Below are 21,473 nucleotides of genomic sequence, written 5' to 3'. Positions count from 1 at the left end.
GGTGGCGGTCCGGCGATCGTGTCGGGTTCGTCTGGCACCATTGTCGCCGTGACCGATCGCCTGCACCTGCTGCTCGGAGACGACGACTTCCTCACCGGCCGGGTGATCTCGGCGGTGGTCGACGCCGCGACGAAGGCTGCGGGAACCCCCGTTCCGGTGACCCGGGTGCGCGCCGGCGATGTGAGCGAACACGAACTCGCCGAACTGCTCAGTCCGTCCTTGTTCGCCGAGGAGCGGATCGTCGTCGTCGAGGCCGCCGCCGAGGCGGGCAAGGAGCCGGCCGGGCTGATCGTCGCGACGGCGTCGTCACTGCCCGAGGGCATCACCCTGATGGTCGTGCACCACGGCGGAGGGCGGGCCAAGTCGATGGTCCCCGCACTCAAGAAGGCCGGTGCCGTCGAACACGAGACCACGGCCCCGAAGTGGCCGTCGGAGCGGATGACATTCGTGCGCAACGAATTCCGGTCACTGGGCGTGAAGGTCGGCGCCGACGTCGTCGAGCAGGTCGTCGAAGGCGTGGGATCAGAACTGCGCGAGCTGGCCGCCGCGTGCGCGCAGCTCGTGGCCGATACGGGTGGCAAGGTCGACCGCGACGCCGTGCGGTTGTACTACCAGGGTCGTCCCGAGGTGACCGGTTTCGAGGTGGCCGACCGTGCGGTGACGGGCGACCGCGCGGGCGCGCTGGAGTCCCTGGCCTGGGCCCTGCACCACGGAGTGCCACGGGTGCTGCTGGCCGACGCCCTCGCCGAGGCCGTGCATGCGATCGCACGCATCCGGCCGATGGGGTCGATCAACCACTTCGATGCGGCCCGAGAGCTCGGCATGCCGCCCAACCGGGTCAAGAACGTGCAGGCGAAGGCCAAGGCGTGGGATTCGGAGTCGATCGCGCGCGCGATCGGCGTGGTGGCCGCGCTCAACGCCGATGTGAAGGGGCAGGCTGCCGACCCCGACTACAGCCTCACCCATGCGGTCGCGACGGTCGCCGAGCTCAGGCCCGACGGGCGTCGACGCAGCTGACCCACCTGACAGAACGCCGCTCACCCCGGCAGCTGCGTGGACGCTGCCGGGGTGAGCGGAGATATGAAGAGATGGCGACGGGTCAACCCGTCGGGCCGACCGGGGTCGGTGTCAGATCAGAGCTTGTTGACCGCGAGGGCGATGGCCGACTTCTTGTTTGCGGCCTGGTTGGCGTGGATGACGCCCTTGCTGGCAGCCTTGTCGAGCTTGCGGCTGGCGGTCTGGCCGAGCTCGGCAGCCTTCGCCTTGTCGCCGGAGTCGACAGCCTCACGGAAGCTGCGGATCGCGGTACGAAGGGCCGACTTCACCGACTGGTTGCGCTGGCGGTTCGCTTCGTTGGTGCGATTGCGCTTGATCTGAGACTTGATGTTTGCCACGCGTGTTACCTCTGTCGTTGCTGGTGGATACGTCTGTCTGTTCGGGTCGGGCGGTCGGCCTGGGAGGTCGAACTCGCACCGGGCGGCGTCGGCGCGTGAAGCATCTCCACGGCGTCACCGCAACAGCGCACAACATTACCAGTCGGGGTCAGCCCGCCAAAATCCACGCCGCCGACACACCCCGTGCTCGCGCCGCACGATAAGAATCATCGTGAACGAAAGTCTACGGTGGACTCATCATGTCCGTCGTTTATGTGCACATCGGCCTCCCCAAGACCGGGACCACCCATCTGCAGGATCGCCTCTGGCGAAACCGCGACCTGGCGTTGCAGTCGTCCGGACTGCTGTACCCGGGAAATGTGATCTCCGATCACTTCCACGCCGCGGTGCACCTGCAGCCCGAGCGATACCTCGACTGGGTCGATCCCGCCTTCGCCGGCACCTGGCCGAAGCTGCTCGGTCAGATCCGCGCCTGGCCGCAGATCTCCCTGCTCTCCCATGAGCTGTACAGCACAGCGACGGTCGACCAGATCGAACGGCTGATGACCGATCTGTCCTTCGCCGACGAGGTCCACGTGATCGCGACCGTCCGCGACCTGGGCCGTCAGCTGCCCTCCGTGTGGCAGGAGAATGTCAAGAACCAGCGCCGGGCCTCGTTCGACGAGTTCGTCGATTCGGTGGCGTTCGCGTCCGAGGGGCGCAGCAACGGCGAGCCCGTCACGGCGGATGCCATGGACGAGGAGCCGTTCTGGGAGTTCCAGGACTACATCGGCATCCTCGAGCGCTGGTCTCGATTCGTCGGCCCCGAGCGTGTGCACGTGGTCACCGTGCCGGGGCGTGGGGCCGCGCCGGGTGACACCTTGTGGGACCGGTTCCTGGGGGTGATGGGCATCGACCCCACACCGCTGCGCATTCCCGTCCCCAGCCTGAACAGTTCCCTGTCCGCGCCGCAGGCGGAGTTCCTGCGCGGGCTCAACCGCCGGCTGCAGCCCGAGGTCATCGAATGGCGCCGGTACGAGCGGATCATCAAGGGTCAGCTGATCGGCGAGATCCTGTTCGAGGCGCCGTCCGGTCCTCCGCAGGGACTCTCGGACAAGAGTCGGGAATGGGCGGCGGGGGAGTCCCGGCGGATGGTAGCGGCGGTTCGTGAGGCCGGCTACGACGTCGCCGGCGACCTCGCCGACCTGGTGGTGTCGGCGGAACACGACGCCACGGACGTACCGTCGCCGTCGGAGGGCGAGGTGCTCGACGTCGCACTCGACACGATCGCGGCGATGGTGCTCGCGGCGCCACTGCCCAAGGTGGGTCCTCGTGCGCGGACCCGCGCGGCGAACGTACTCAGGAGGGTCAAACGGCGGGTGATCGCCGCGCGCCGATCATCCTGATCGGCGACCTCCGCGCGACGTTCGGGACCTCGTCGATGACACGGCCGGGCGACGTCGTGCCGATTTCGACATTCTGTAGCACCATGGCAGTTTATGACCCCCGCATCGACAAGTGCGCCTACCAAGAAGGCTGCGCGTAAGTCCGCAGCCCCGAAGTCGGCGTCTTCGAACTCATCAGGCCGTGCTGCATCCGGACGTAACGGCGCGGCGAAGGGCGCTGGTTCGGGTGGCAAGTCGGCGAAGTCGACGACCGTGGACAATTTCACCGGCAACTTCGGTGGATACGCAAAAGGCCCGTACGGCAAGGCATATGACGAGATGTTCGACGCCGCCGGCGAGGTGCGCACGCCGTACCGCGGCATCTACAAGGCGATGGCCGACGAGGATCAGTCCGACCTGGTCGAGGCCCGTGTGGAAGCCCTCGGACGTGCCTACCTCGACCAGGGCGTGACCTTCTCGCTCTCCGGTAAGGAACGTCCGTTCCCGTTGGACGTTGTGCCACGGGTGATCTCGGCGGCCGAGTGGAACAAGCTCGAGGCCGGCATCACCCAGCGGGTACAGGCCCTCGAACTGTTCCTCGACGACATCTACGGCGAGCAGGAGATCCTGCGTGACGGGGTGTTGCCCAAGCGACTCGTCCACTCCTGCGAGCACTTCCACCGGCAGGCCGCAAACATCCGGCCGCCCAACGGTGTTCGCATCCACGTCGCGGGCATCGACCTGATCCGCGACGAGAACGGTGACTTCCGCGTCCTCGAGGACAACCTGCGGTCGCCGTCGGGTGTGTCCTATGTGCTCGAGAACCGGCGGGCAATGGCACGCGTCTTCCCGGACCTGTTCTCCAAACACAAGGTGCGCGCGGTCGCCGACTATCCGAGTCATCTGCTCCGCGCACTGCGCGCGTCGGCGGCGTTCAACGAGGCCGACCCGAACATCGTCGTGCTCACCCCGGGCGTGGCGAACTCCGCCTACTTCGAGCACTCGCTCCTGGCGCGGCTGATGGGCGTCGAACTGGTGGAGGGCCGGGACCTCTTCTGCCGCGACAACGTCGTGTACATGCGCACGACCGAAGGTGAGCAGCGAGTCGACGTCATCTACCGGCGCATCGACGACGACTACCTCGATCCCATGCAGTTCCGTCCGGATTCGATGCTGGGCGTGGCCGGTCTGCTCAACGCGGCCCGCGCGGGCAACGTCGTGATCTCCAGCGCCGTCGGCAACGGCGTCGGCGACGACAAGCTGATCTACACCTATGTCCCCGAGATCATCCAGTACTACCTCGGGGAGAAGCCGAGCCTGCAGAACGTGGACACGCTGCGGTGCTGGCTGCCCGACGAGTGCGAGGAGGTGCTCGACCGCATCGACGAGCTCGTCGTCAAACCCGTTGAGGGATCGGGTGGTTACGGCATCGTCTTCGGGCCCGACGCCAGCGGGGCGGAACTGGATGCGCTGGCACGCAAGGTCCGCAACGATCCGCGCGGATGGATCGCCCAGCCGGTCGTGCAGCTGTCGACGGTGCCGACCAAGATCGGCGACGACATCCGCCCGCGTCACGTCGACCTGCGTCCGTTCGCCGTCAACGACGGTGAGTCCGTGTGGGTCCTGCCCGGGGGGCTCACCCGGGTCGCGCTGCCGGAGGGATCGCTCGTCGTGAACTCGAGCCAGGGTGGCGGTTCCAAGGACACCTGGGTGCTGGCCTCGCGCACCTCCGAGGGAGACCGCGAACTGTCGGGCGCCAAGGTCGTCACGACGAGCGGTGTCGCCGCCGCCCGGCCCGCCGAGAGCGCCCCCGATCCGGTCCACACGCAGACCCAGCAGCAACAGCAGGGTGCCATGACGCAGCACCTGGGCGGCATGACGCAGCAGCTGACCCCGATGTCCCAGTCTGCCTCTATGTCCCAGTCTGGCTCGATGACCCAGTCCGGCTCGATGTCCCAGTCCGGCTCGATGACGCAGCGCGAGGACGGTGATGTCCGATGATGCTGGCGCGGAACGCCGAGTCGCTGTACTGGATCGGCAGATACGTCGAGCGCGCCGACGACATGGCGCGGATTCTCGACGTCGCGATCCACCAGATCCTCGAGGACACCACGGTCGACGTCGACCGGCAGGCACGGCTGATCATCCAGGTACTCGGGCTCACCGCGCCGGAGGACGACGAGGAACTCGACGTCTGGTCGCTGACCGAACGGGTCGCCTACGACGCCGACGCGGTGGGATCGATCGTCGACCTGATCCGCGCGGCGCGTGAGAACGCCCGCGGCGCACGCGAAGTCACCTCCAGCGAGTTGTGGGAGTGTTTGAACACCACATACAACGGGCTCGACGCCGCCGAACGTCGTTCGCGCCGTCTCGGTCCCCACGAGTTCCTGTCGTATGTGAAGAACCGGGCGGCGATGTTCGCCGGGTTGGCCGACGCCACCCTCAGCCACGACGACGGTTACCGGTATCTGTTGCTGGGCCGGTCGGTGGAGCGGGTCGACATGACGATCCGGATGTTGTTGTCGCGCGCCGGGGATCGGACGTCGTCGCCGGCGTGGGTCAACGTGCTCGTGAGTGCGGGCGGGCACGACACGTTCCTACGGACATACCGAGGGGTGCTGGACGCAGAGAACATCGTCGAGTTCATGCTTCTCGACCGGTTGTTCCCGCGGTCGATCTTCCACGCCCTCAGCGTCGCCGAACACAACCTGGGTCAGCTCGAGAAGGGGCCCAGCCGTGTCGGTGCGCAGGCGGAGGCCCAGTTGCTCCTGGGCCGCGCGCGCAGTTCACTGGAGTTCCTCGAGCCCGGCAAGTTGCTCGACGATCTGCAGGACCGGCTCGTCGACCTGCAGGACACCTGCCGCGCGGTCAACGAAGCCGTGACGAAACAGTATTTCCATGTGTCGCCCTATGTCTCGTGGGCGGACGCCCGGGTGAGCGACGGGAATGTCATCGAGGAGAGTGAGCTGTGAGCTGGCGTCTGCGTGTTGTCCATTCCACCGGTTTCGCCTACCACAGTCCTGTCACCTCGTCGTACAACGAAGCCCGGCTCACCCCGCGCAGCGACACCCGGCAGAACGTCATCGTGAACCGGGTCGAGACGGTCCCGGCGACGAGGTCGTACCGCTACACCGATTACTGGGGCACGGCGGTCACCGCATTCGATCTGCATGCGCCGCATGACGAGCTCGAGGTGTCGGGTCTGTCGGTCGTCGAGACCGAGCGCGGACATCGTCCGTCCGAGGACGACGAGGCGTCGTGGGATGACATCAACGGCGACGCCGTGAAAGACCGGTACGACGAAATGCTCTCGTACACAGAATTCGTGGCGAGAAACAGGCAGCTGTTGTCGACAGCCAAGAGAGTGACCAAGGGCCTGACGCCGCAGGAGGCGGTCGAAGAGGTGAGCCGGTTCGTCCACACCGAGATGGAGTACGTGCCGGGGACCACCGGGGTGCACACCACGGCCGTCGATGCGTGGACCGATCGTAAGGGCGTGTGTCAGGACTATGCGCACCTGACCCTGCTGATGCTCCGTGGTCTCGGCATCCCTGCTCGGTACGTATCCGGTTATCTCCATCCCGAACCCGACGCCGAGATCGACAAGACGGTGCAGGGGCAGAGCCACGCCTGGATCGAGGCGTGGACGGGTGGCTGGTGGGGTTACGACCCCACCAATGACACGCCGATCACCGAACAGCATGTGTCGGTCGGGGTGGGCCGTGACTACGCCGACGTGTCGCCGCTGAAAGGGATCTACACCGGCGGGGGTGCCACCGACCTCGACGTCATCGTCGAGATCACCAGGCTCGCCTGAGGATTCACGCCGGTCAGCGCCAGCCGTGGTGTTCGCGCAGTTCGTTCGCGACGGCGTCGAACATCGGACGACCGAGGATCGCGCCCTCCCGGCGGATTCCGTCGTCGTCGACGACGAGTACCCGGTCGAGTCGCACGAAGCTCGGCCGGCCCTGAGGATCCCACGCTCCCGATCCGACGGGAAGCCAGTTGCCGCCGGATCGGTGGTCCTTGCTCGACAGCATGAGACCGAGCACGGAGTCGGGTCGTCCGGCGCGGGCGTCGCGGCCGACGACCAGCACCGGCCGGTCCTTCCCCTGGCTCGGGTCGTCTTCGTAGGCGACCCAGGTCCACACGATCTCGCCGGGATCGGCGTCCCCGTCGAGGTCGGGGGAGTAGCTGATGGTGCGGGCGAGATCGGTGGTCGGCCGGAGGTCGGGCCGGGCGTCGCGGATCGTCACTTACGCATCTCCTCGGTCTGACGGGAACAGGGGCATCAGGAAATCCCGGACCGCGTCGGCGGTGAGGGAGGCGGTCGGCTTCTTCTTCGGATTGAGGTCGTGCCCGACCTTCTCCAGTTCGACGACGTGCGTCGGCGCACCGATGAGGCCGACCGCGCGGCTCATCTCGTCGGTGGTGCCGAACGGGTCGGTACTGCCGTGGACCACGAGCGTGGGGACCGTGATCGACGGCAGGTGCTCGGTGCGCAGCCGGTCGGGTTTTCCCGGCGGATGCAGCGGATACGACGTCAGCAACAGGCCGTCGGCCAGGTCGGCCCCGTCCTCGGCCACGGCCATCGAGGCCTGCCGGCCGCCGTAGGAATGCCCGCCGACGATCAGCGGCCCGTCGGACTCACCGCGGAACATCGCGCACGCGGCGCGAATGCCGTCGCGGTCGGCCGGTGAGGTGGACGGGCTGGGCGGCCCCTTCGGCCGGCGCCGCCGGTACGGCAGGTCGATGCGGGCCACGACGTATCCGCGGTCGCACAGCTCCTCGGCCAGCGCGCGGAGGATCACGGCGTCACGGTTGCCCCCCGCGCCGTGCGCGAGGACGAGCGTGGCCCGGGCCGGGCTGCCCGGACGGTGAACCTCGGCGGCGACGTCGTCGGTCTCGATGGTGGTGACGGTGGACGCGGACACGGCTGCCACCGTAGCGCCTCACCGCGTGTTCGCGGACTTCCCCGATCCCTGAGGAGGCCCGGAGCTTGCGGAGGGCCGTCTCGAAGGGAAACGTGGCCGGGCGCGGTGCGTCGGCGGGTCATGAGAAACTGGACCACAACCTGTATCCGCGCCCGTTCTCTACCGCAGTTCTCGTTCGAGGAGTAGTTCCCATTCCCAACTTCGCCGACACCACCTTCACCGATCCGGCACGTATCCGGAACTTCTGCATCATCGCCCACATCGACCACGGCAAGTCGACGCTGGCGGACCGGATGCTGCAGCTCACCGGCGTCGTCGAAGAACGGCAGATGCGGGCGCAGTATCTCGACCGGATGGACATCGAGCGCGAGCGCGGCATCACCATCAAGGCGCAGAACGTGCGTCTGCCCTGGACGGTGAAGTCCCCGGCCGGAGACGAGGACTACGTCTTGCACCTCATCGACACCCCCGGGCACGTCGACTTCACCTACGAGGTCTCCCGCGCGCTCGAGGCGTGTGAGGGGGCTGTGCTCCTCGTCGACGCCGCGCAGGGCATCGAGGCGCAGACGCTCGCCAACCTGTATCTGGCGATGGAGAACGACCTCACCATCATCCCGGTGCTCAACAAGATCGACCTGCCCGCGGCCGACCCCGAGCGCTACGCCGCCGAGCTCGCGCACATCGTGGGGTGCGAGCCGGAGGACGTGCTGCGCGTGTCGGGCAAAACCGGTGTCGGCGTGACCGAATTGCTCGACGAGGTCATCCGGACGGTGCCCGCCCCCGTGGGCGACCCCGACGCTCCGGCGCGCGCGATGATCTTCGACTCGGTCTACGACACCTACCGCGGCGTGGTCACCTACGTCCGGGTCGTCGACGGGAAGGTCGTGCCGCGGGAGAAGATCCTGATGATGTCGACCGGCACCACGCACGAGCTTCTCGAGGTGGGGATCGTGTCCCCGGAACCGAAACCGACCAAGGGTCTCGGTGTCGGCGAGGTCGGTTACCTGATCACGGGTGTGAAGGACGTGCGGCAGTCGAAGGTCGGTGACACCGTCACCACCGCCCGGCACGGTGCCGAGCAGGCGCTCACGGGGTACCGGGAGCCGCGGCCGATGGTCTACTCGGGTCTGTACCCGCTCGACGGCTCCGACTATCCGGTGTTGCGCGAGGCGCTCGAGAAGCTACAGCTCAACGACGCCGCCCTCACCTTCGAGCCGGAGACCTCGGTCGCACTCGGGTTCGGTTTCCGCTGCGGATTCCTCGGCCTGCTGCACATGGAGATCACCCGCGAGCGACTCGAGCGCGAGTTCAACCTCGATCTGATCTCGACCGCCCCCAACGTGGTCTACCGCGTCGTGATGGAAGACGGTTCCGAGCACGTGGTGACCAATCCGTCGGACTGGCCGGAGGGCAAGACCCGGCACATCTACGAACCCATCGTCAAGACGACCGTCATCGCGCCGAGCGAGTTCATCGGCGCGATCATGGAACTGTGTCAGTCGCGCCGCGGCGAACTCGGCGGCATGGACTACCTGTCGGAGACGCGTGTGGAGCTGCGGTACACGTTGCCGATGGCCGAGATCATCTTCGACTTCTTCGACGCCCTGAAGTCCCGCACCCGTGGCTACGCCAGCCTCGACTACGAGGAGGCGGGCGAGCAGGAAGCCGACCTGGTCAAGGTCGACATCCTGCTGCAGGGCGAGGCGGTCGACGCCTTCAGTGCGATCGTCCACAAAGACGCCGCCTACGCCTACGGCAACCGGATGGCGATCAAACTCAAGGAGCTCATCCCGCGCCAGCAGTTCGAGGTCCCGGTGCAGGCCGCCGTCGGCTCGAAGATCATCGCGCGCGAGAACATCCGCGCCATCCGCAAGGACGTGCTCGCGAAGTGTTACGGCGGTGACATCAGCCGTAAGCGCAAGCTGCTCGAGAAGCAGAAGGAGGGCAAGAAGCGGATGAAGACCATCGGTCGCGTCGACGTCCCGCAGGAGGCGTTCGTGGCCGCGCTCTCCACCGACGCGGTGGGTGACAAGCCGAAGGGGAAGTGATGGGCGGGCAGACCATGAGTGGGGCGAGACGATGACCGCAGCGCACGACGCGGCGAACGTGAATCCGGTACTGGCACAGAGCGGTCTGCCCTACGATCTCCCCGATTTCGCGTCGATCTCCGACGACGACTTCCTTCCCGCGTTCACCGCCGCCATGGCCTCGCACGTGGCCGAGGTCGACGCGATCGCGGCCGACCCCGCGGCGCCCACCTTCGTCAACACGATCGAGGCGCTGGAGCTGTCCGGTCGCGATCTGGCCCGCGCATCGGGGATCTTCTTCAATCTGGTGGGACCCGACACGAACCCGAAGCGCAACGAGATCTCCCAGGAGCTCTCGACGCTCCTCACCGATCACGCGAACACGATCGCGATGAATCCGGTTCTCTTCGAGCGCATCTCCGATCTCCACACCCGCGCCGACGAGCTCGGACTCACCGAGCCGCAGCGTCGCCTCCTCGACAAGAGGTACCGGGAATCGGTCCGCGCCGGTGCCGGACTCGCCGCCGGCGAGCAGCAGGAGATGCGCGAGATCGCCTCTCGGCTGGCCTATCTGACCACCACGTTCTCCCAGAAGATCCTCGACGACACCAACGACTCGGCGGTTCTCGTGGCCGATGAATCCGAACTCGACGGCCTGTCGGCCGGACAGATCGCGGCCGCCCGCCGCGCGGCGGTCGAGGCGGGACACGAGAACGGACACCTCATCACGCTCGAGTTGCCGACGAGCCAGTCGGTGCTGATCGAGCTGACGAACGCCGATGTGCGACAACGGGTTTTCGACGCCTCGGTGAACCGGTGTGCTCGGGGCAACGAGCACGACACCCGTGAACTGGTCCTCGAGATCGTCCGCCTGCGGGCGCGTCGCGCCGAGTTGCTCGGATACCGCGACCACGCCGAGTTCGTGATCGCCGAACAGACCGCGCCCGACCCGGGAGCCGTCGACGACATGCTCCGGGAACTCAACGCGTCGGCCATGCGCGCCGGCGGCCGCGAACTCACCCGCCTCACCGAATTCGCGGGCGACGCGACCATCGGTCCCGCCGATCTCACGTACTGGCTCGACCGTGAGAAGCGGACGCACGCAGCGGTGCCGCTCGACGGGTTCGCCGACTACTGCGAACTCGACACGGTGCTGACCCGCGGCGTGTTCCACGCCGCGAACAAGCTGTACGGGCTGCGCTTCGTCGAGCTCACCGATCTGCCGCTCTATCACCCCGACGTCCGCGCGTGGGAGGTGCGCGACGACGCCGGCGTGGGCATCGGCCTGTTCCTCGGCGACTTCTACGCCCGTCCGTCGAAACGCGGCGGGGCATGGATGAACAACATCGTCGATCAGTCGTCGGTCCTGCACACCCAGCCGATCATCGTGAACGTGCTGAACCTGACGAAACCCGACGCCGGGCAACCGTGTCTGCTCACGATGGATCAGCTCACCACCCTGTTCCACGAGTTCGGGCATGCACTGCACGGACTGCTGTCGTCGGTCGAGTACCCGTCGCAGTCCGGGACGTCGGTGCCGCGGGACTTCGTGGAGTTCCCGTCGCAGGTGAACGAGATGTGGGCACTGCACCCCGAGGTACTGGGCAACTATGCCCGCCATCACGAGACAGGTGAGCCGATTCCGGCCGAACTGGCCGAGGCGGCAAGGGAATCTGCGGGAACCGAGTCGGCGCACGGCACCATCGAATACCTCGCCGCGTCGTCGCTGGACCTGGCCTGGCATCGGTTGTCGGTGTCGGAGGCCGAGGCGGTCTCCGATGTCGAGGCCTTCGAGTCGCAGGCGCTCACCGCCGCGGGACTCCACACCGACCTGATCCCGCCGCGCTACCGGAGTTCGTACTTCAACCACATCTTCGGCGGCGGCTACTCCGCCGGGTACTACAGCTACATCTGGTCAGAGGTGCTCGACGCCGAGACCGAACAGTGGTTCCTCGCCGAAGGCGGGTTGCAGCGCGAGAACGGCCGGCGGTTCGCCGAGGCCACCCTCTCCCGCGGCGACAGCGTGGATCCGCTTGTCGCGCACGAGGGTCTGATCGGCCGTCGACCGCGGATCGACCCGTTGCTGCGGCGCCGGGGACTCGCGGCCTGACCGGGGTGTGGCCGTGACGACGACGCGCAGCCCTCGCCGCGACCTGTCGGCGTTCGCGGTCCTGAGCATCGTGACCGCGATCGTCGTGATCGGTCTCAAGCTGATCGCGTGGCGGGTCACCGGCTCGGTCGGTTTGCTTTCCGATGCACTGGAGTCCGTTGTCAATCTCGTCGCGGCGGTGGGCGCCTTCGTGGCGCTGCGCGTGGCGGCGAAGCCACCGGACCGGAGCCACAACTTCGGGCACACCAAGGCCGAGTACTTCTCGGCGGTGTTCGAGGGGGTGATGATCGTCGTCGCGGCGGTCGTCATCATCGCGACGGCCGTCGACCGCCTGCTCGATCCTCGGGAGCTCGAGGAGGTCGGCGTCGGACTGGCGATCTCGGTCGCGGCGACCGCGGTCAATGCGGTCGTCGGGTGGGTGCTCATCCGTGCCGGACGCCGTCATCGCTCCATGACCCTCGAAGCCGACGGCAAGCACCTCATGACCGACGTGTGGACGACGGCCGGGGTGGTCGTCGGCGTCTTCCTGGTGGCCGCCACGGGCTGGCTACCGCTCGACCCGCTGATCGCCATCGCGGTGGCCGTCAACATCCTCGTCGTGGGCGGGCAGCTGGTGTGGCGATCCGGTGCGGGACTGATGGATTCCGCACTGCCCGACGACGAGCGCGCCACCATCGACGGGGTCCTCGCGGCGCACCGCGCCGACCGGATCGACTTCCACGACATCCGCACCCGCGAGGCGGGTCATGAACGTTTCGTGCAGTTGCACATGCTCGTGCCCGGTGACTGGTCGGTGCAGCGCGCGCACGACCTCGCCGAGCAGATCGAGAACGAACTCCGTGCCGCGGTCGAGGATCTCAACGTGACGGTGCACGTCGAACCGATCAACGACCCGCGCGCGTACGAGGACTGGCGGCTGGACTGAGCGGACGACGCTCTCAGCCGGCGGAGGTGCCGTCGCCCTGGTTCCCGTGCTCTTCGCCGTCCTCGGCGAGCACCCGGGACGCGATCCGAAACGCCGTGTTGGCATCGGGCACACCGCAGTAGATGGCGCTCTGCAACAGCACTTCCTTGATCTCGTCGTCGGTGAGCCCGTTGCGTCGAGCGGCGCGCACATGCATCGCCAACTCCTCGTGGTGGCCCCGGGCGATCAACGCGGTCAGGGTGATCATCGACCGTGATCGCCGGTCCAGTCCGGGCCGTGTCCAGATCTCACCCCATGCGTACCTGGTGATGAGGTTCTGGAAGTCGGCCGTGAAATCCGTGGTGGCCGCGAGTGCGCGGTCGACGTGATCGTCGCCGAGCACCTCGCGACGCACGATCATGCCGTCGTCGTCGATGGTCATGGTGTGTCCTTCAGGTAGTCGCGTGCGCGCTGCAGCGCGTTGTCGATGAAGATGTCGGAGGCGCCCAGGTAGTCGGGTGCGGGTTCCCTGCCGGTCAATTCGGCCATCTTGTGCTGTTCGGCGCGAATGCCCTGGGCATCGGCGAGGTTCTCGGCAGCTCGATCGGTGTCGACCTGCAGCCCGGCCAGCAGGTCTGCCGCCTCCGCCGCGGCGACCACGGTGCGACGCGTCAGAGTGGCGAGCGTGGCCCATTCGGCGTGCCATCCGCCGTCGGAGCGTTCGTCGACGCTGGCCGCGGACGCCGCGTGCAGGGTGGCCCCCAGTGGGGGAGCGGTCAGTGCGGCCCGGCGCAGTAGCACGGTGAGTACCGGATTGTTCTTGTGCGGCATGGTCGATGAGCCACCGGCAGATCCCTCGGACAGTTCACCGGCCCGGATTGCGGCGGCGACGTCGTTGGCGAGATGCCCCCAGGCGTCACAGCAGCCGACCAACGCGTCGCCGGCTCGGGTGATGACCGAACGGGTGGTGTGCCAGGGATCGCCCGCCGCCAGTCCGAGACCGTCCGCCCACGATCGGGTCAACGACACCGCGGCCTCCGGAGATCCGGCGAGCTCGGTGGTCGCGGCCAGGGTTCCGGCCGCGCCACCCGCGGCGATGGGCAAGGCGGGCAACGCTTTCAGACCGTCGGCGGCGTCGAGGATCGCGGTCAGCCAGACGGCGAACTTGCGGCCGACGGTGCCGGGCAGAGCGGCTTGGGTCAGGGTCCGGGTCAGCATCGGCCTGCCGCGGTTCGTCTCGGTCAGTTCGATCAGTTCGTGGAGCTGCCGACCGATGTCATCGCTGATGGTCTCCAGGGCGTCACGCAGGCACCACATCAGTGCGGTGTCCAGCACGTCCTGACTGGTCAGGCCGCGGTGTAGCCAGCGGGATGGTTCGCCTTCGACGCGGGACCGCATCAGCGCGACGAGGCCGGTGACCGGGTTGCCGTCACGCTCGGCGGCTCTGGCGATCGGGTCGAGGTCATCGGGCCGGATCAGGTCGGACAGATCGGCTGCGGCGGTGCCGGGCGCGATGCCGGAGTCGACAAGTGTTGCCAACCAGACATTCTCGGCGCCCACCATGGCGTCGAGGAAGGCGGCGGCGCTCATCACGTCTCCGGCCCGGTGATCACCCGGCCAGAACAGGTCACTCACCGGCCGAGAAGCGCAGGAAGACGGTTTCGTTCTCGCCCTGCAGTCGGATGTCGAACCGCAGCCCATGTGCGTCGCGCTCGGCGATCAGGGTCTGCCTGCGATCCTCGGGCAGGCCTGCCAACAGTGGCTCGTCGAGAAGGTTGGGGCCGGGCACGTATGCGCGGGTGAACAAGCGGTTGAGCAAGCCGCGGCCGAACACGGTGATGGCGATGAACGGTGCACGGCCGGGATCGGTCGGCCCGGGTTCGACAGTGGTGAAGCTGTAGCGGCCCTCGTCGTCGGTCGAGACCCGGCCCCAACCCGTGAACGTCCACCCGTCGCGGTGCAACGACCCGCTCGATCGGGGGGTCTTCCCGTCACTGTCGGCTTGCCAGATCTCCAGCATCACGTCGGGCACCGGCTCACCCGCACCGTCGGTGACGAGGCCGTGGAATCGGATCGAACCCGGAACGCCCGGCGGAACCAGCTCGTTGCCACGCTCGAACGGGAGGGCGTAGCCATAGAAGGGGCCGATGGTCTGGCCCGGCGTCGCGGTCAGCAGTGTGCCCATGTCAGTCCTCCTCGAAAAGCGTGCGGTGCGGGCCGGCCAGGACGATGTCCCAGCGGTATCCGGTGGCCCATTCATGGGTCGTGACGTCGTGATCGTAGGCCGCGACCAACCTGTCGCGGGCCTTCTGGTCGGTGATCGCCTGGTAGATGGGGTCCAGGGCGAACAGGGGGTCACCCGGGAAGTACATCTGGGTGATCATCCGCTGGGTGAAAGCCTGTCCGAACAACGAGAAGTGAATATGTGCCGGACGCCAGGCATTGCGGTGGTTCTTCCACGGGTATGGGCCCGGCTTGATCGTGGTGAATCGGTAGGTGCCGTCGTCATCGGTGAGGCACCGCCCGACGCCGGTGAAGTTGGGATCGATCGGCGCCTGGTGCTGGTCACGTTTGTGGATGTAGCGGCCGGCCGAATTGGCCTGCCAGATCTCGACGAGCTGGCGGCGCACCGGTCGCCCTTCGCCGTCGACGACGCGTCCGGTCACCACCATGCGCTCGCCGATCGGCTCACCGTCGCACTGGATCGTCAGATCTGCTTCCAGTGGATGGACGTCTCGCGCTCCGAACACCGGCGCCCAGGTTTCGATGGTCTCCGGATCGGCGTGATGGAGGTTCTTGGTGGGGTGGCGTAGCAGGCTACTGCGGTAGGGCGCGTAGTCCAGACGTGGCTGAGTCTCCTCGACACCGGTTTGTAGATAACCGGTTTCGATGGCGGAGATCTCGGCATTGATCTCCGCCTGGCTCGTCGACGCACTGTCGGGATTGGTGTCGATAGGGACTGTCATGACCGTGAGGCTAACTATTCCTGGCTCGCGAACGGAAGACTATACTTCCGCTCAGTGAAAGGACTGGACAAATGGCCGGAAACACTTCGGTGCCTGGGGCCACGGTGGCGTCGCGAGTGCTCGCGATCATCGGCGCCTTCGACGAAGGGCACCGTGCGCTGACACTGACCGAGCTCGCGCAGCGGTCGAACCTGGTGCTTCCCACAGCTTCTCGGCTGGCGGGGGAGTTGGTCGCGGGTGGGGCGCTGGACCGTCGTGACGACGGACGCTACGTCATCGGCAGGCTGTTGTGGGAGGCCGGCTTGCAGGCTCCGGTCGAGGGCAGGCTCAAGCAGGTGGCGGAGCCGTTTCTGCACGACGTCTACGCAGCCACGCTGGCGACCGTGCACCTGGCCGTGCTCGATGGCGCCCAGGTGTTGTATCTCGAGCGGATGGCGGGCCGTGCGTCGGTGCCGATTGTCAGTACGGTGGGCAGTCGACTGCCCCTGCATTGCACCGGCGTGGGCAAAGTCTTGCTCGCGCACGCCTCGAAAGATGTCGAGCGGCAGGCCTTGGCGAACCCCACCCGGGTGACGCCGTACACCGTCACCGCGCCCAACGTTCTTGTGGCACAGCTGGAAAAGGTGCGGCGCGACGGCGTGGCCACCACCGTCGAGGAGATGTCACTGGGGGCGTGCTCGATGGCGGTACCGGTGATACGGGTCTCCGACGACACCGTGGCGGCCGCGATCGGAGTGGTGGTACCCACTCTCAAACGCGACCGCCAACGGTTGCTCGGAGCCCTGCAGGTCGCCGCGCGAGGGATCGGGCGCCTACTGTAGCCGGTACTGGAAATCAGTGGTGGACAAGATCTTTGGCAGATTCTGGAACTTTGTGACCCAGCATCGTGGTGGGGACGTCCTTGGTTTCGCGTGCGGTCAGCGCCGCGGCGGCGGAGATGAGACAGACCACCGCGGTGAAGATGCTGATCACCACCCAGCCGCCTTCCCGCACCCCGCCCAGCGCGGTGACGATCGAGGGTGCGAACCCGGCGACGAGAAAGCCCAGTTGAGTGCCGATCGCCATGCCGGAGAAACGAACCCGCGTGGAGAACATCTCGCCGTAGAACGAGGGCCACACCGCGTTGGCGGCGGCGTAACCGCACGAGAACGTGGCCACCGCGAGTGCGAAGGTCAGCAGATTGTTGTCGCCGCTCATCGAGAGCATGTAGAACGGCATCAGCACGGCCGAAGAGACTGCGCCGTAGACGAACACCGGCTTGCGTCCGATGCGATCGGCGAGGATTCCGAACATCGGCTGGGTGCCGAGTGCGACGACGTTGGCGACCACGACCAGCCACAACGTGACGTCGGTATCCAGGCCCACTTCTTTGCCGTAGGCGATCGCGAGGTTGCCGAACACCGTCGACACCGCGGCGATGAACGCGCAGAGGATCACGCGCAGTACGTCACGCCAGTGGTCGCGAAGCAGCGGCACCAGCGGCACCCGCGCGATCGTCCCCGCTGCCTTGGCCTCGGCGAACTGAGGTGTCTCGTGCAGCTGGCGGCGAATGAAGTAGGCGACGACGACCACGACAGCGCTCAGCCAGAACGGCACGCGCCAGCCCCAGCTGTACTTGGCTTCGTCGGGCAGGGAAACGAACGGAATCAGCACGAGCGAGGCGAGGATGAGTCCGCCCTGGGTTCCGGTCAGGGTCCAGGAGGTGAAGAACGCGCGTCGGTCATCGGGTGAGTGCTCGAGGGTCAGCGAACTGGCCCCGGCTTGCTCTCCCGCGGCCGACAGACCCTGCATCAACCGACAGATCACCAGCAGGGCCGGGGCGGCCCAGCCGATCGTCTCGAAACTGGGCAGGCAGCCGATCAGGAACGTCGACAGGCCCATCAGCACGAGCGTGAACATCAGCACGCGCTGGCGACCGATCCGGTCACCGAAATGACCGAGGATGAACGCGCCCACCGGCCTCGCCACGTAGGCGAATCCGAACGTCGCGAACGACATCACCAGTGCGGCTTCGTCGTCGGACGGAAAGAACACGTGCGGAAAGATCAGTGCGGCAGCCGATCCGAACAGGAAGAAGTCGTAGTACTCGACTGCGCTGCCCATGAAGCTGGCCAGCGCGGCGCGTTTCGGTGTTCGTCCGTCTGGCTCGTCTGGCGTCGACGGGGCGTCGTTGGTCATCGGCTGCTCCTTAACGAGATGGTGCTGGATGTGAGGGGTCTAGGTGGCGGTTCGAGCGACGAGGTCGCGAAAGTGGGCCGACATTCTCTCGGCGTCCGGCGTACGTCCGGTGATCAGGGCGAAGGCGTCGACGGCTTGGTACACGGCCATGTGCCCGCCGTCCAGGGTCCGACAACCGGCCGCGCGGGCCGCCTGCAGCAGCGCGGTGTCGATGGGCCGGTAGACGATGTCGGCCACCCACAGGCCGGGGTGCAGCAGGGCGGCATCGAACGGCAGTCCGGGGTGCTCGGCCATGCCGGTCGGCGTCGCGTGGACGACGCCGTCGCTGTCGGGCAGCAGCACCGACAGCTTGTCGAGCGAGGACGCGTCGACGCGGGCCGACGCGTGTCGGTCGGCGAGTTGCCAGGCCAGCGTGGCGGCCCGGTCGACGTCGAGGTCGACGACTGTCAGGTGGGCGACACCCATCCGCAACAGCGCGTCGCCGACGGCCGAGCCGGCGCCGCCGGCGCCGATCAGCACGGCGGCGGCCATCGGCGCCGCGGGCAACCCCTCGGCGAAGCCGTGGGCGAATCCGGTGGTGTCGGTGTTGTACCCGACGGTCCGCCCGCCGTCGAAGACCACGGTGTTGACCGCTCCGAGCGTGCGCGCGGTCTCGTCGACGTCGTCGAGATGTTCGATGACGAGCTGCTTGCACGGATGGGTGATGTTCAGTGCGTCGTAACCGAGGGTCTGCGCCCACGACAGCACGTCGCCGATCCGGTGCGGGGCAACCCCGAATGTGTTGAGGTCGATCGTCCGGTACACGTAGTCCAGGCCCTGCGCACGGCCTTCGGCCATGTGCAGAGCGGGAGTCAGAGAGGGGCCCACACCGGTGCCCACGAGGCCCACCAGGTAGGGCCGTCCCGCGTCTGATTTGGAGGTCATCAAGCGCTTCCTTAATGTACGAACTAGTACGTACGGAAAGTACAGCACTGTGGTGCGGGTCGCGTCAAGACACCAATGTGAGGTGGGACTCGCCGACGGCGAAGTTATGGGCGGCTGGTGAGCCAGCCGACCACCATGTCACCGAGCATGCGACGCAGGTGGGCGCGCTGCGAGGTCTCGGAGAGGTCGACGTCGAAGAGGTAGCCGAATGTGTAGCGGTTGGCGACCTGGAACACGCAGTACGAGCTGATCACGAGGTGGACGTCGAGGGCGTCGACGTCATCACGGAACGCGCCGGCTTCGCGTCCGGCACGCAGGATCTCGTCGAGCAGCGACGTCGCCGGCCGGGAGAGTTCGGGTAGCTCGCGCAACTGTCGGACGAACTCTCCTCGGTGAATGTTCTCGATGGAGACCAGGCGGATGAACGCGTCGTGGGCGATGTGATGGTCGAACGTCACCTCGGTGAGCCTGCGGATCGCGACCACGGGATCGGAGTGATCAACCCGCAAACGCTGCTCAGCAGTGCGGATGCCGCGATATGCGTTGTCCAGTACGGCGAGATAGAGCTGCTGTTTGCCGCCGAAGTAGTAGTAGATCATCCGCTTCGTGGTGCGGGTGCGTTCGGCGATCTCGTCCACTCGCGCCCCGGAATATCCCGACTCGGCGAACACTTCGGTGGCCACCTCCAACAGCTCCGCTCGCGTGCGCTCGGCATCACGCTGCAGCTCGGCTCTCGGTTTGGCGACCATGTCGAGAGAGCTTACTGGGGACCCGGTAGCGGCCTGAGCAACCCTTCCGACTCAATTAACTGTTTGGTACATTGAGGAGGAAGTGGCACCCATCACAGGAGGAAAGATGAAGGCGTCGATCGCCACGGTCTCACTGTCCGGATCGCTCGTCGAGAAGCTGCACGCCTGTGCCGATGCCGGATTCGACGGCGTAGAGATCTTCGAGCCCGACCTGATCGCCAGTGAGCACTCGCCTGAGGAGATCCGACATCTGGCGCGTCGCCTCGGGTTGTCCCTCGACCTCTATCAGCCGCTGCGCGACCTCGAGGGCGTCGACGAGACGACCTTCACCGACAACATGCGCCGCGCCGGCGCCACGTTCGCCACGGCGCAGCGGCTCGGTATCGACACCGTACTCGTCTGCAGCAACGTCGCCACCGCCACCATCGACTCCGATGAGGTCTCCGCCGACCAATTGCGCCGCATAGGCGACCTGGCTGCCGGGTACGGCATCCGCATCGCTTTCGAGGCGCTGGCCTGGGGCCGGTTCATCGACGACTACCGCCGGGCCTGGCGGATCGTGCAACTCGCCGACCATCCGGCAGTGGGTATCTGCCTGGACAGCTTCCACGTTCTCTCCCGCGGCCACGATCCGGCGGCGATCGCCGACATCGATGGCCAGAAGATCTTCTACCTGCAGCTCGCGGATGCCCCGGCACTGAAAATGGACGTCTTGTCGTGGAGTCGTCACCACCGGTTGTTCCCCGGTGAAGGTGCCTTCGACCTGGCCGAGTTCGTGCGGTACACCCTGGCCGCCGGTTATACGGGCCCGCTGTCGCTCGAGGTTTTCAACGACACCTTCCGCCAGACCGACCCGGGCCACACCGCGGTGCACGCATTGCGGTCGTTGTTGTGGCTACGCGACCAGGTGTCGTCGACCCTCACCGACGCCAAACCGCCAACCGGGTTCGACTTCGTGGAGCTCAAGGCCGAGGACATGACCGAAGTCGAGGTCCTGCTCGGCCAACTCGGATTCACGCCGCGCGGCCGGCATCGCACCAAGCCGGTGTCGCTGTGGTCGGCCGGTGGTGCGCGCGTCGTGCTCAACGAGCAACAGGCACGAGACGAGGTGGCGCATGTCGCGGCCGTCGGGCTCCAGGTGCCGGATGCCGATGCCACCTCTCAACGGGCTGCCGAGCTGATGGCACCGGTCGCCTACCGACGCACATTTGCCGCCGAACAGCCGTTCGGCGGTGCGATCGCGCCGGACGGCACCGGATTCTTCTGGGTGACCGAGCCTGCGGGGGAGGGCATTCCGGCGTGGGTCGCGGAGTTCGAACGCGGTCTGCCGGATGCCGATCCGGGCTTCGTCGGCGCGATCGACCATGTGAACCTGACCCATCCGTGGCAGACCGCCGAGGACGGCCGGTTGTTCCTCACGAGTGTGTTCGGCATGACCGCCGATGCCCCCGCCGACGTACCGGGCCCCACGGGCCTGGTCCGCAGCCAGGTGCTGCGCAACGCGGATTCGTCGGTGCGGTTGCCGCTCAACGTCGCTCCCCACATCCTCGACGACGCCGGACTGCCACAGCACGTGGCGTTCGCGTGCTCGGACGTGATCGCCTTGGCTCGGTCGGCCTCGGCCGCCGGACTGGTGTTCCTGACCGTGCCGGACAACTACTACGACTACCTGTCGGGACGGTTCGGCCTGCCCGACGCCACCGTTGCCGAATTGCGTGAACTCAACCTGCTCTACGACCGCAGCCCCGACGGGGGACACTTCATCCACTTCTACACCCGCACGGTCGGCACGGTGTTCTTCGAGTTCGTCCAGCGGTTCGGCGGCTACGACGGCTACGGTACGGACAACGCGCCGGTACGCCTTGCCGCGCAGCGCGGCGTGGGTACCGTGCGCAGATAGCGCTCGTCGGGCGATCTGGT

At 67.0% G+C, this 21,473-nt stretch carries 20 protein-coding genes; 10 read left to right on the top strand and 10 right to left on the bottom strand.

Going from position 1 to position 21,473, the window contains the following annotated elements; genetic code table 11:
* The first annotated feature begins 48 nt into the window (after positions 1-48).
* Positions 49-1,017 carry a DNA polymerase III subunit delta gene (gene holA / locus KTR9_RS17405; RefSeq protein ID WP_010841284.1) on the top strand — a complete coding sequence of 323 codons (969 nt, stop codon included), beginning with the start codon at positions 49-51 and terminating at the stop codon, positions 1,015-1,017.
* A 116-nt stretch (positions 1,018-1,133) separates the two neighbouring features.
* Here the strand turns inward: holA and rpsT are convergent, their stop codons facing one another.
* A complete protein-coding gene (gene rpsT, locus KTR9_RS17400; RefSeq protein ID WP_010841283.1) occupies positions 1,134-1,394 on the bottom strand; it encodes a 30S ribosomal protein S20 in 261 nt (86 codons plus the stop codon).
* Positions 1,395-1,633: 239 nt separating this feature from the next.
* Here rpsT and KTR9_RS17395 point away from each other — a divergent pair, with 239 nt between their 5' ends.
* From KTR9_RS17395 to KTR9_RS17380, 4 genes are all read left to right on the top strand, one after another.
* Complete coding sequence (locus KTR9_RS17395; RefSeq protein WP_014927460.1) at positions 1,634-2,779, top strand: hypothetical protein; 1,146 nt, start codon at positions 1,634-1,636, stop codon at positions 2,777-2,779.
* A gap of 93 nt (positions 2,780-2,872) precedes the next feature.
* On the top strand, positions 2,873-4,759 hold the full coding sequence (locus tag KTR9_RS17390) for a circularly permuted type 2 ATP-grasp protein (RefSeq protein ID WP_014927459.1): 1,887 nt from the start codon (positions 2,873-2,875) through the stop codon (positions 4,757-4,759).
* Positions 4,756-5,733, top strand: a complete 978-nt coding sequence (locus KTR9_RS17385; RefSeq protein ID WP_014927458.1) for an alpha-E domain-containing protein — start codon at positions 4,756-4,758, stop codon at positions 5,731-5,733. Before KTR9_RS17390 ends, KTR9_RS17385 begins: the two co-directional genes overlap by 4 nt.
* Positions 5,730-6,578 carry a transglutaminase family protein gene (locus tag KTR9_RS17380; RefSeq protein ID WP_010841279.1) on the top strand — a complete coding sequence of 283 codons (849 nt, stop codon included), beginning with the start codon at positions 5,730-5,732 and terminating at the stop codon, positions 6,576-6,578. Before KTR9_RS17385 ends, KTR9_RS17380 begins: the two co-directional genes overlap by 4 nt.
* 13 nt (positions 6,579-6,591) lie before the next feature.
* On the opposite strand, the gene KTR9_RS17375 is transcribed toward KTR9_RS17380, so the two are convergent.
* A complete protein-coding gene (locus KTR9_RS17375) occupies positions 6,592-7,017 on the bottom strand; it encodes a type II toxin-antitoxin system PemK/MazF family toxin (protein ID WP_014927457.1) in 426 nt (141 codons plus the stop codon).
* On the bottom strand, positions 7,018-7,704 hold the full coding sequence (locus KTR9_RS17370; RefSeq protein ID WP_014927456.1) for an alpha/beta hydrolase family protein: 687 nt from the start codon (positions 7,702-7,704) through the stop codon (positions 7,018-7,020). It abuts the gene before it with no gap.
* 131 nt (positions 7,705-7,835) lie between these two features.
* On the opposite strand from KTR9_RS17370, the gene lepA reads away from it, so the two are divergent.
* Genes lepA through KTR9_RS17355 form a run of 3 tightly spaced genes read left to right on the top strand, consistent with a single transcriptional unit; the run spans position 7,836 to position 12,757 of the window.
* Positions 7,836-9,743: a translation elongation factor 4 gene (lepA, locus tag KTR9_RS17365; protein WP_044508042.1), complete on the top strand. Its 1,908-nt coding sequence runs from the start codon at positions 7,836-7,838 to the stop codon at positions 9,741-9,743.
* Between the two features lie 31 nt (positions 9,744-9,774).
* On the top strand, positions 9,775-11,832 hold the full coding sequence (locus KTR9_RS17360; protein WP_014927454.1) for a M3 family metallopeptidase: 2,058 nt from the start codon (positions 9,775-9,777) through the stop codon (positions 11,830-11,832).
* A 7-nt stretch (positions 11,833-11,839) separates the two neighbouring features.
* On the top strand, positions 11,840-12,757 hold the full coding sequence (locus KTR9_RS17355; protein ID WP_014927453.1) for a cation diffusion facilitator family transporter: 918 nt from the start codon (positions 11,840-11,842) through the stop codon (positions 12,755-12,757).
* A gap of 13 nt (positions 12,758-12,770) precedes the next feature.
* Here KTR9_RS17355 and pcaC read toward each other — a convergent pair whose 3' ends face one another.
* The 4 genes from pcaC to pcaH are packed head-to-tail and all read right to left on the bottom strand — an operon-like array spanning position 12,771 to position 15,702.
* Positions 12,771-13,178, bottom strand: a complete 408-nt coding sequence (gene pcaC / locus KTR9_RS17350; protein ID WP_014927452.1) for a 4-carboxymuconolactone decarboxylase — start codon at positions 13,176-13,178, stop codon at positions 12,771-12,773.
* Complete coding sequence (locus KTR9_RS17345; RefSeq protein ID WP_014927451.1) at positions 13,175-14,371, bottom strand: lyase family protein; 1,197 nt, start codon at positions 14,369-14,371, stop codon at positions 13,175-13,177. The genes pcaC and KTR9_RS17345 overlap by 4 nt, the downstream gene beginning before the upstream one ends.
* On the bottom strand, positions 14,364-14,921 hold the full coding sequence (pcaG, locus tag KTR9_RS17340; RefSeq protein WP_014927450.1) for a protocatechuate 3,4-dioxygenase subunit alpha: 558 nt from the start codon (positions 14,919-14,921) through the stop codon (positions 14,364-14,366). Before pcaG ends, KTR9_RS17345 begins: the two co-directional genes overlap by 8 nt.
* 1 nt (position 14,922) lies before the next feature.
* Positions 14,923-15,702, bottom strand: a complete 780-nt coding sequence (pcaH, locus tag KTR9_RS17335; RefSeq protein WP_014927449.1) for a protocatechuate 3,4-dioxygenase subunit beta — start codon at positions 15,700-15,702, stop codon at positions 14,923-14,925.
* Positions 15,703-15,773: 71 nt separating this feature from the next.
* Between pcaH and KTR9_RS17330 the strand changes: the two genes are divergently transcribed.
* Positions 15,774-16,523, top strand: coding sequence for an IclR family transcriptional regulator (locus KTR9_RS17330; protein ID WP_014927448.1), 750 nt, complete (start codon positions 15,774-15,776; stop codon positions 16,521-16,523).
* Between the two features lie 13 nt (positions 16,524-16,536).
* Here the strand turns inward: KTR9_RS17330 and KTR9_RS17325 are convergent, their stop codons facing one another.
* The 3 genes from KTR9_RS17325 to KTR9_RS17315 form a co-directional block, all read right to left on the bottom strand.
* Positions 16,537-17,880, bottom strand: a complete 1,344-nt coding sequence (locus KTR9_RS17325; protein WP_010841268.1) for an MFS transporter — start codon at positions 17,878-17,880, stop codon at positions 16,537-16,539.
* 39 nt (positions 17,881-17,919) lie between these two features.
* Complete coding sequence (locus tag KTR9_RS17320; RefSeq protein WP_014927447.1) at positions 17,920-18,804, bottom strand: shikimate dehydrogenase; 885 nt, start codon at positions 18,802-18,804, stop codon at positions 17,920-17,922.
* Between the two features lie 104 nt (positions 18,805-18,908).
* A complete protein-coding gene (locus KTR9_RS17315; protein WP_010841266.1) occupies positions 18,909-19,553 on the bottom strand; it encodes a TetR/AcrR family transcriptional regulator in 645 nt (214 codons plus the stop codon).
* Between the two features lie 106 nt (positions 19,554-19,659).
* On the opposite strand from KTR9_RS17315, the gene KTR9_RS17310 reads away from it, so the two are divergent.
* Positions 19,660-21,453: a bifunctional sugar phosphate isomerase/epimerase/4-hydroxyphenylpyruvate dioxygenase family protein gene (locus KTR9_RS17310; RefSeq protein WP_044506978.1), complete on the top strand. Its 1,794-nt coding sequence runs from the start codon at positions 19,660-19,662 to the stop codon at positions 21,451-21,453.
* The last annotated feature ends 20 nt before the right edge of the window (positions 21,454-21,473 follow it).

This window comes from Gordonia sp. KTR9 (assembly GCF_000143885.2).
Classification (GTDB): domain Bacteria; phylum Actinomycetota; class Actinomycetes; order Mycobacteriales; family Mycobacteriaceae; genus Gordonia.
The sequence above is the reverse complement of the archived record's forward strand: the minus strand, read 5'-3'. Positions and strand labels throughout refer to the sequence as shown.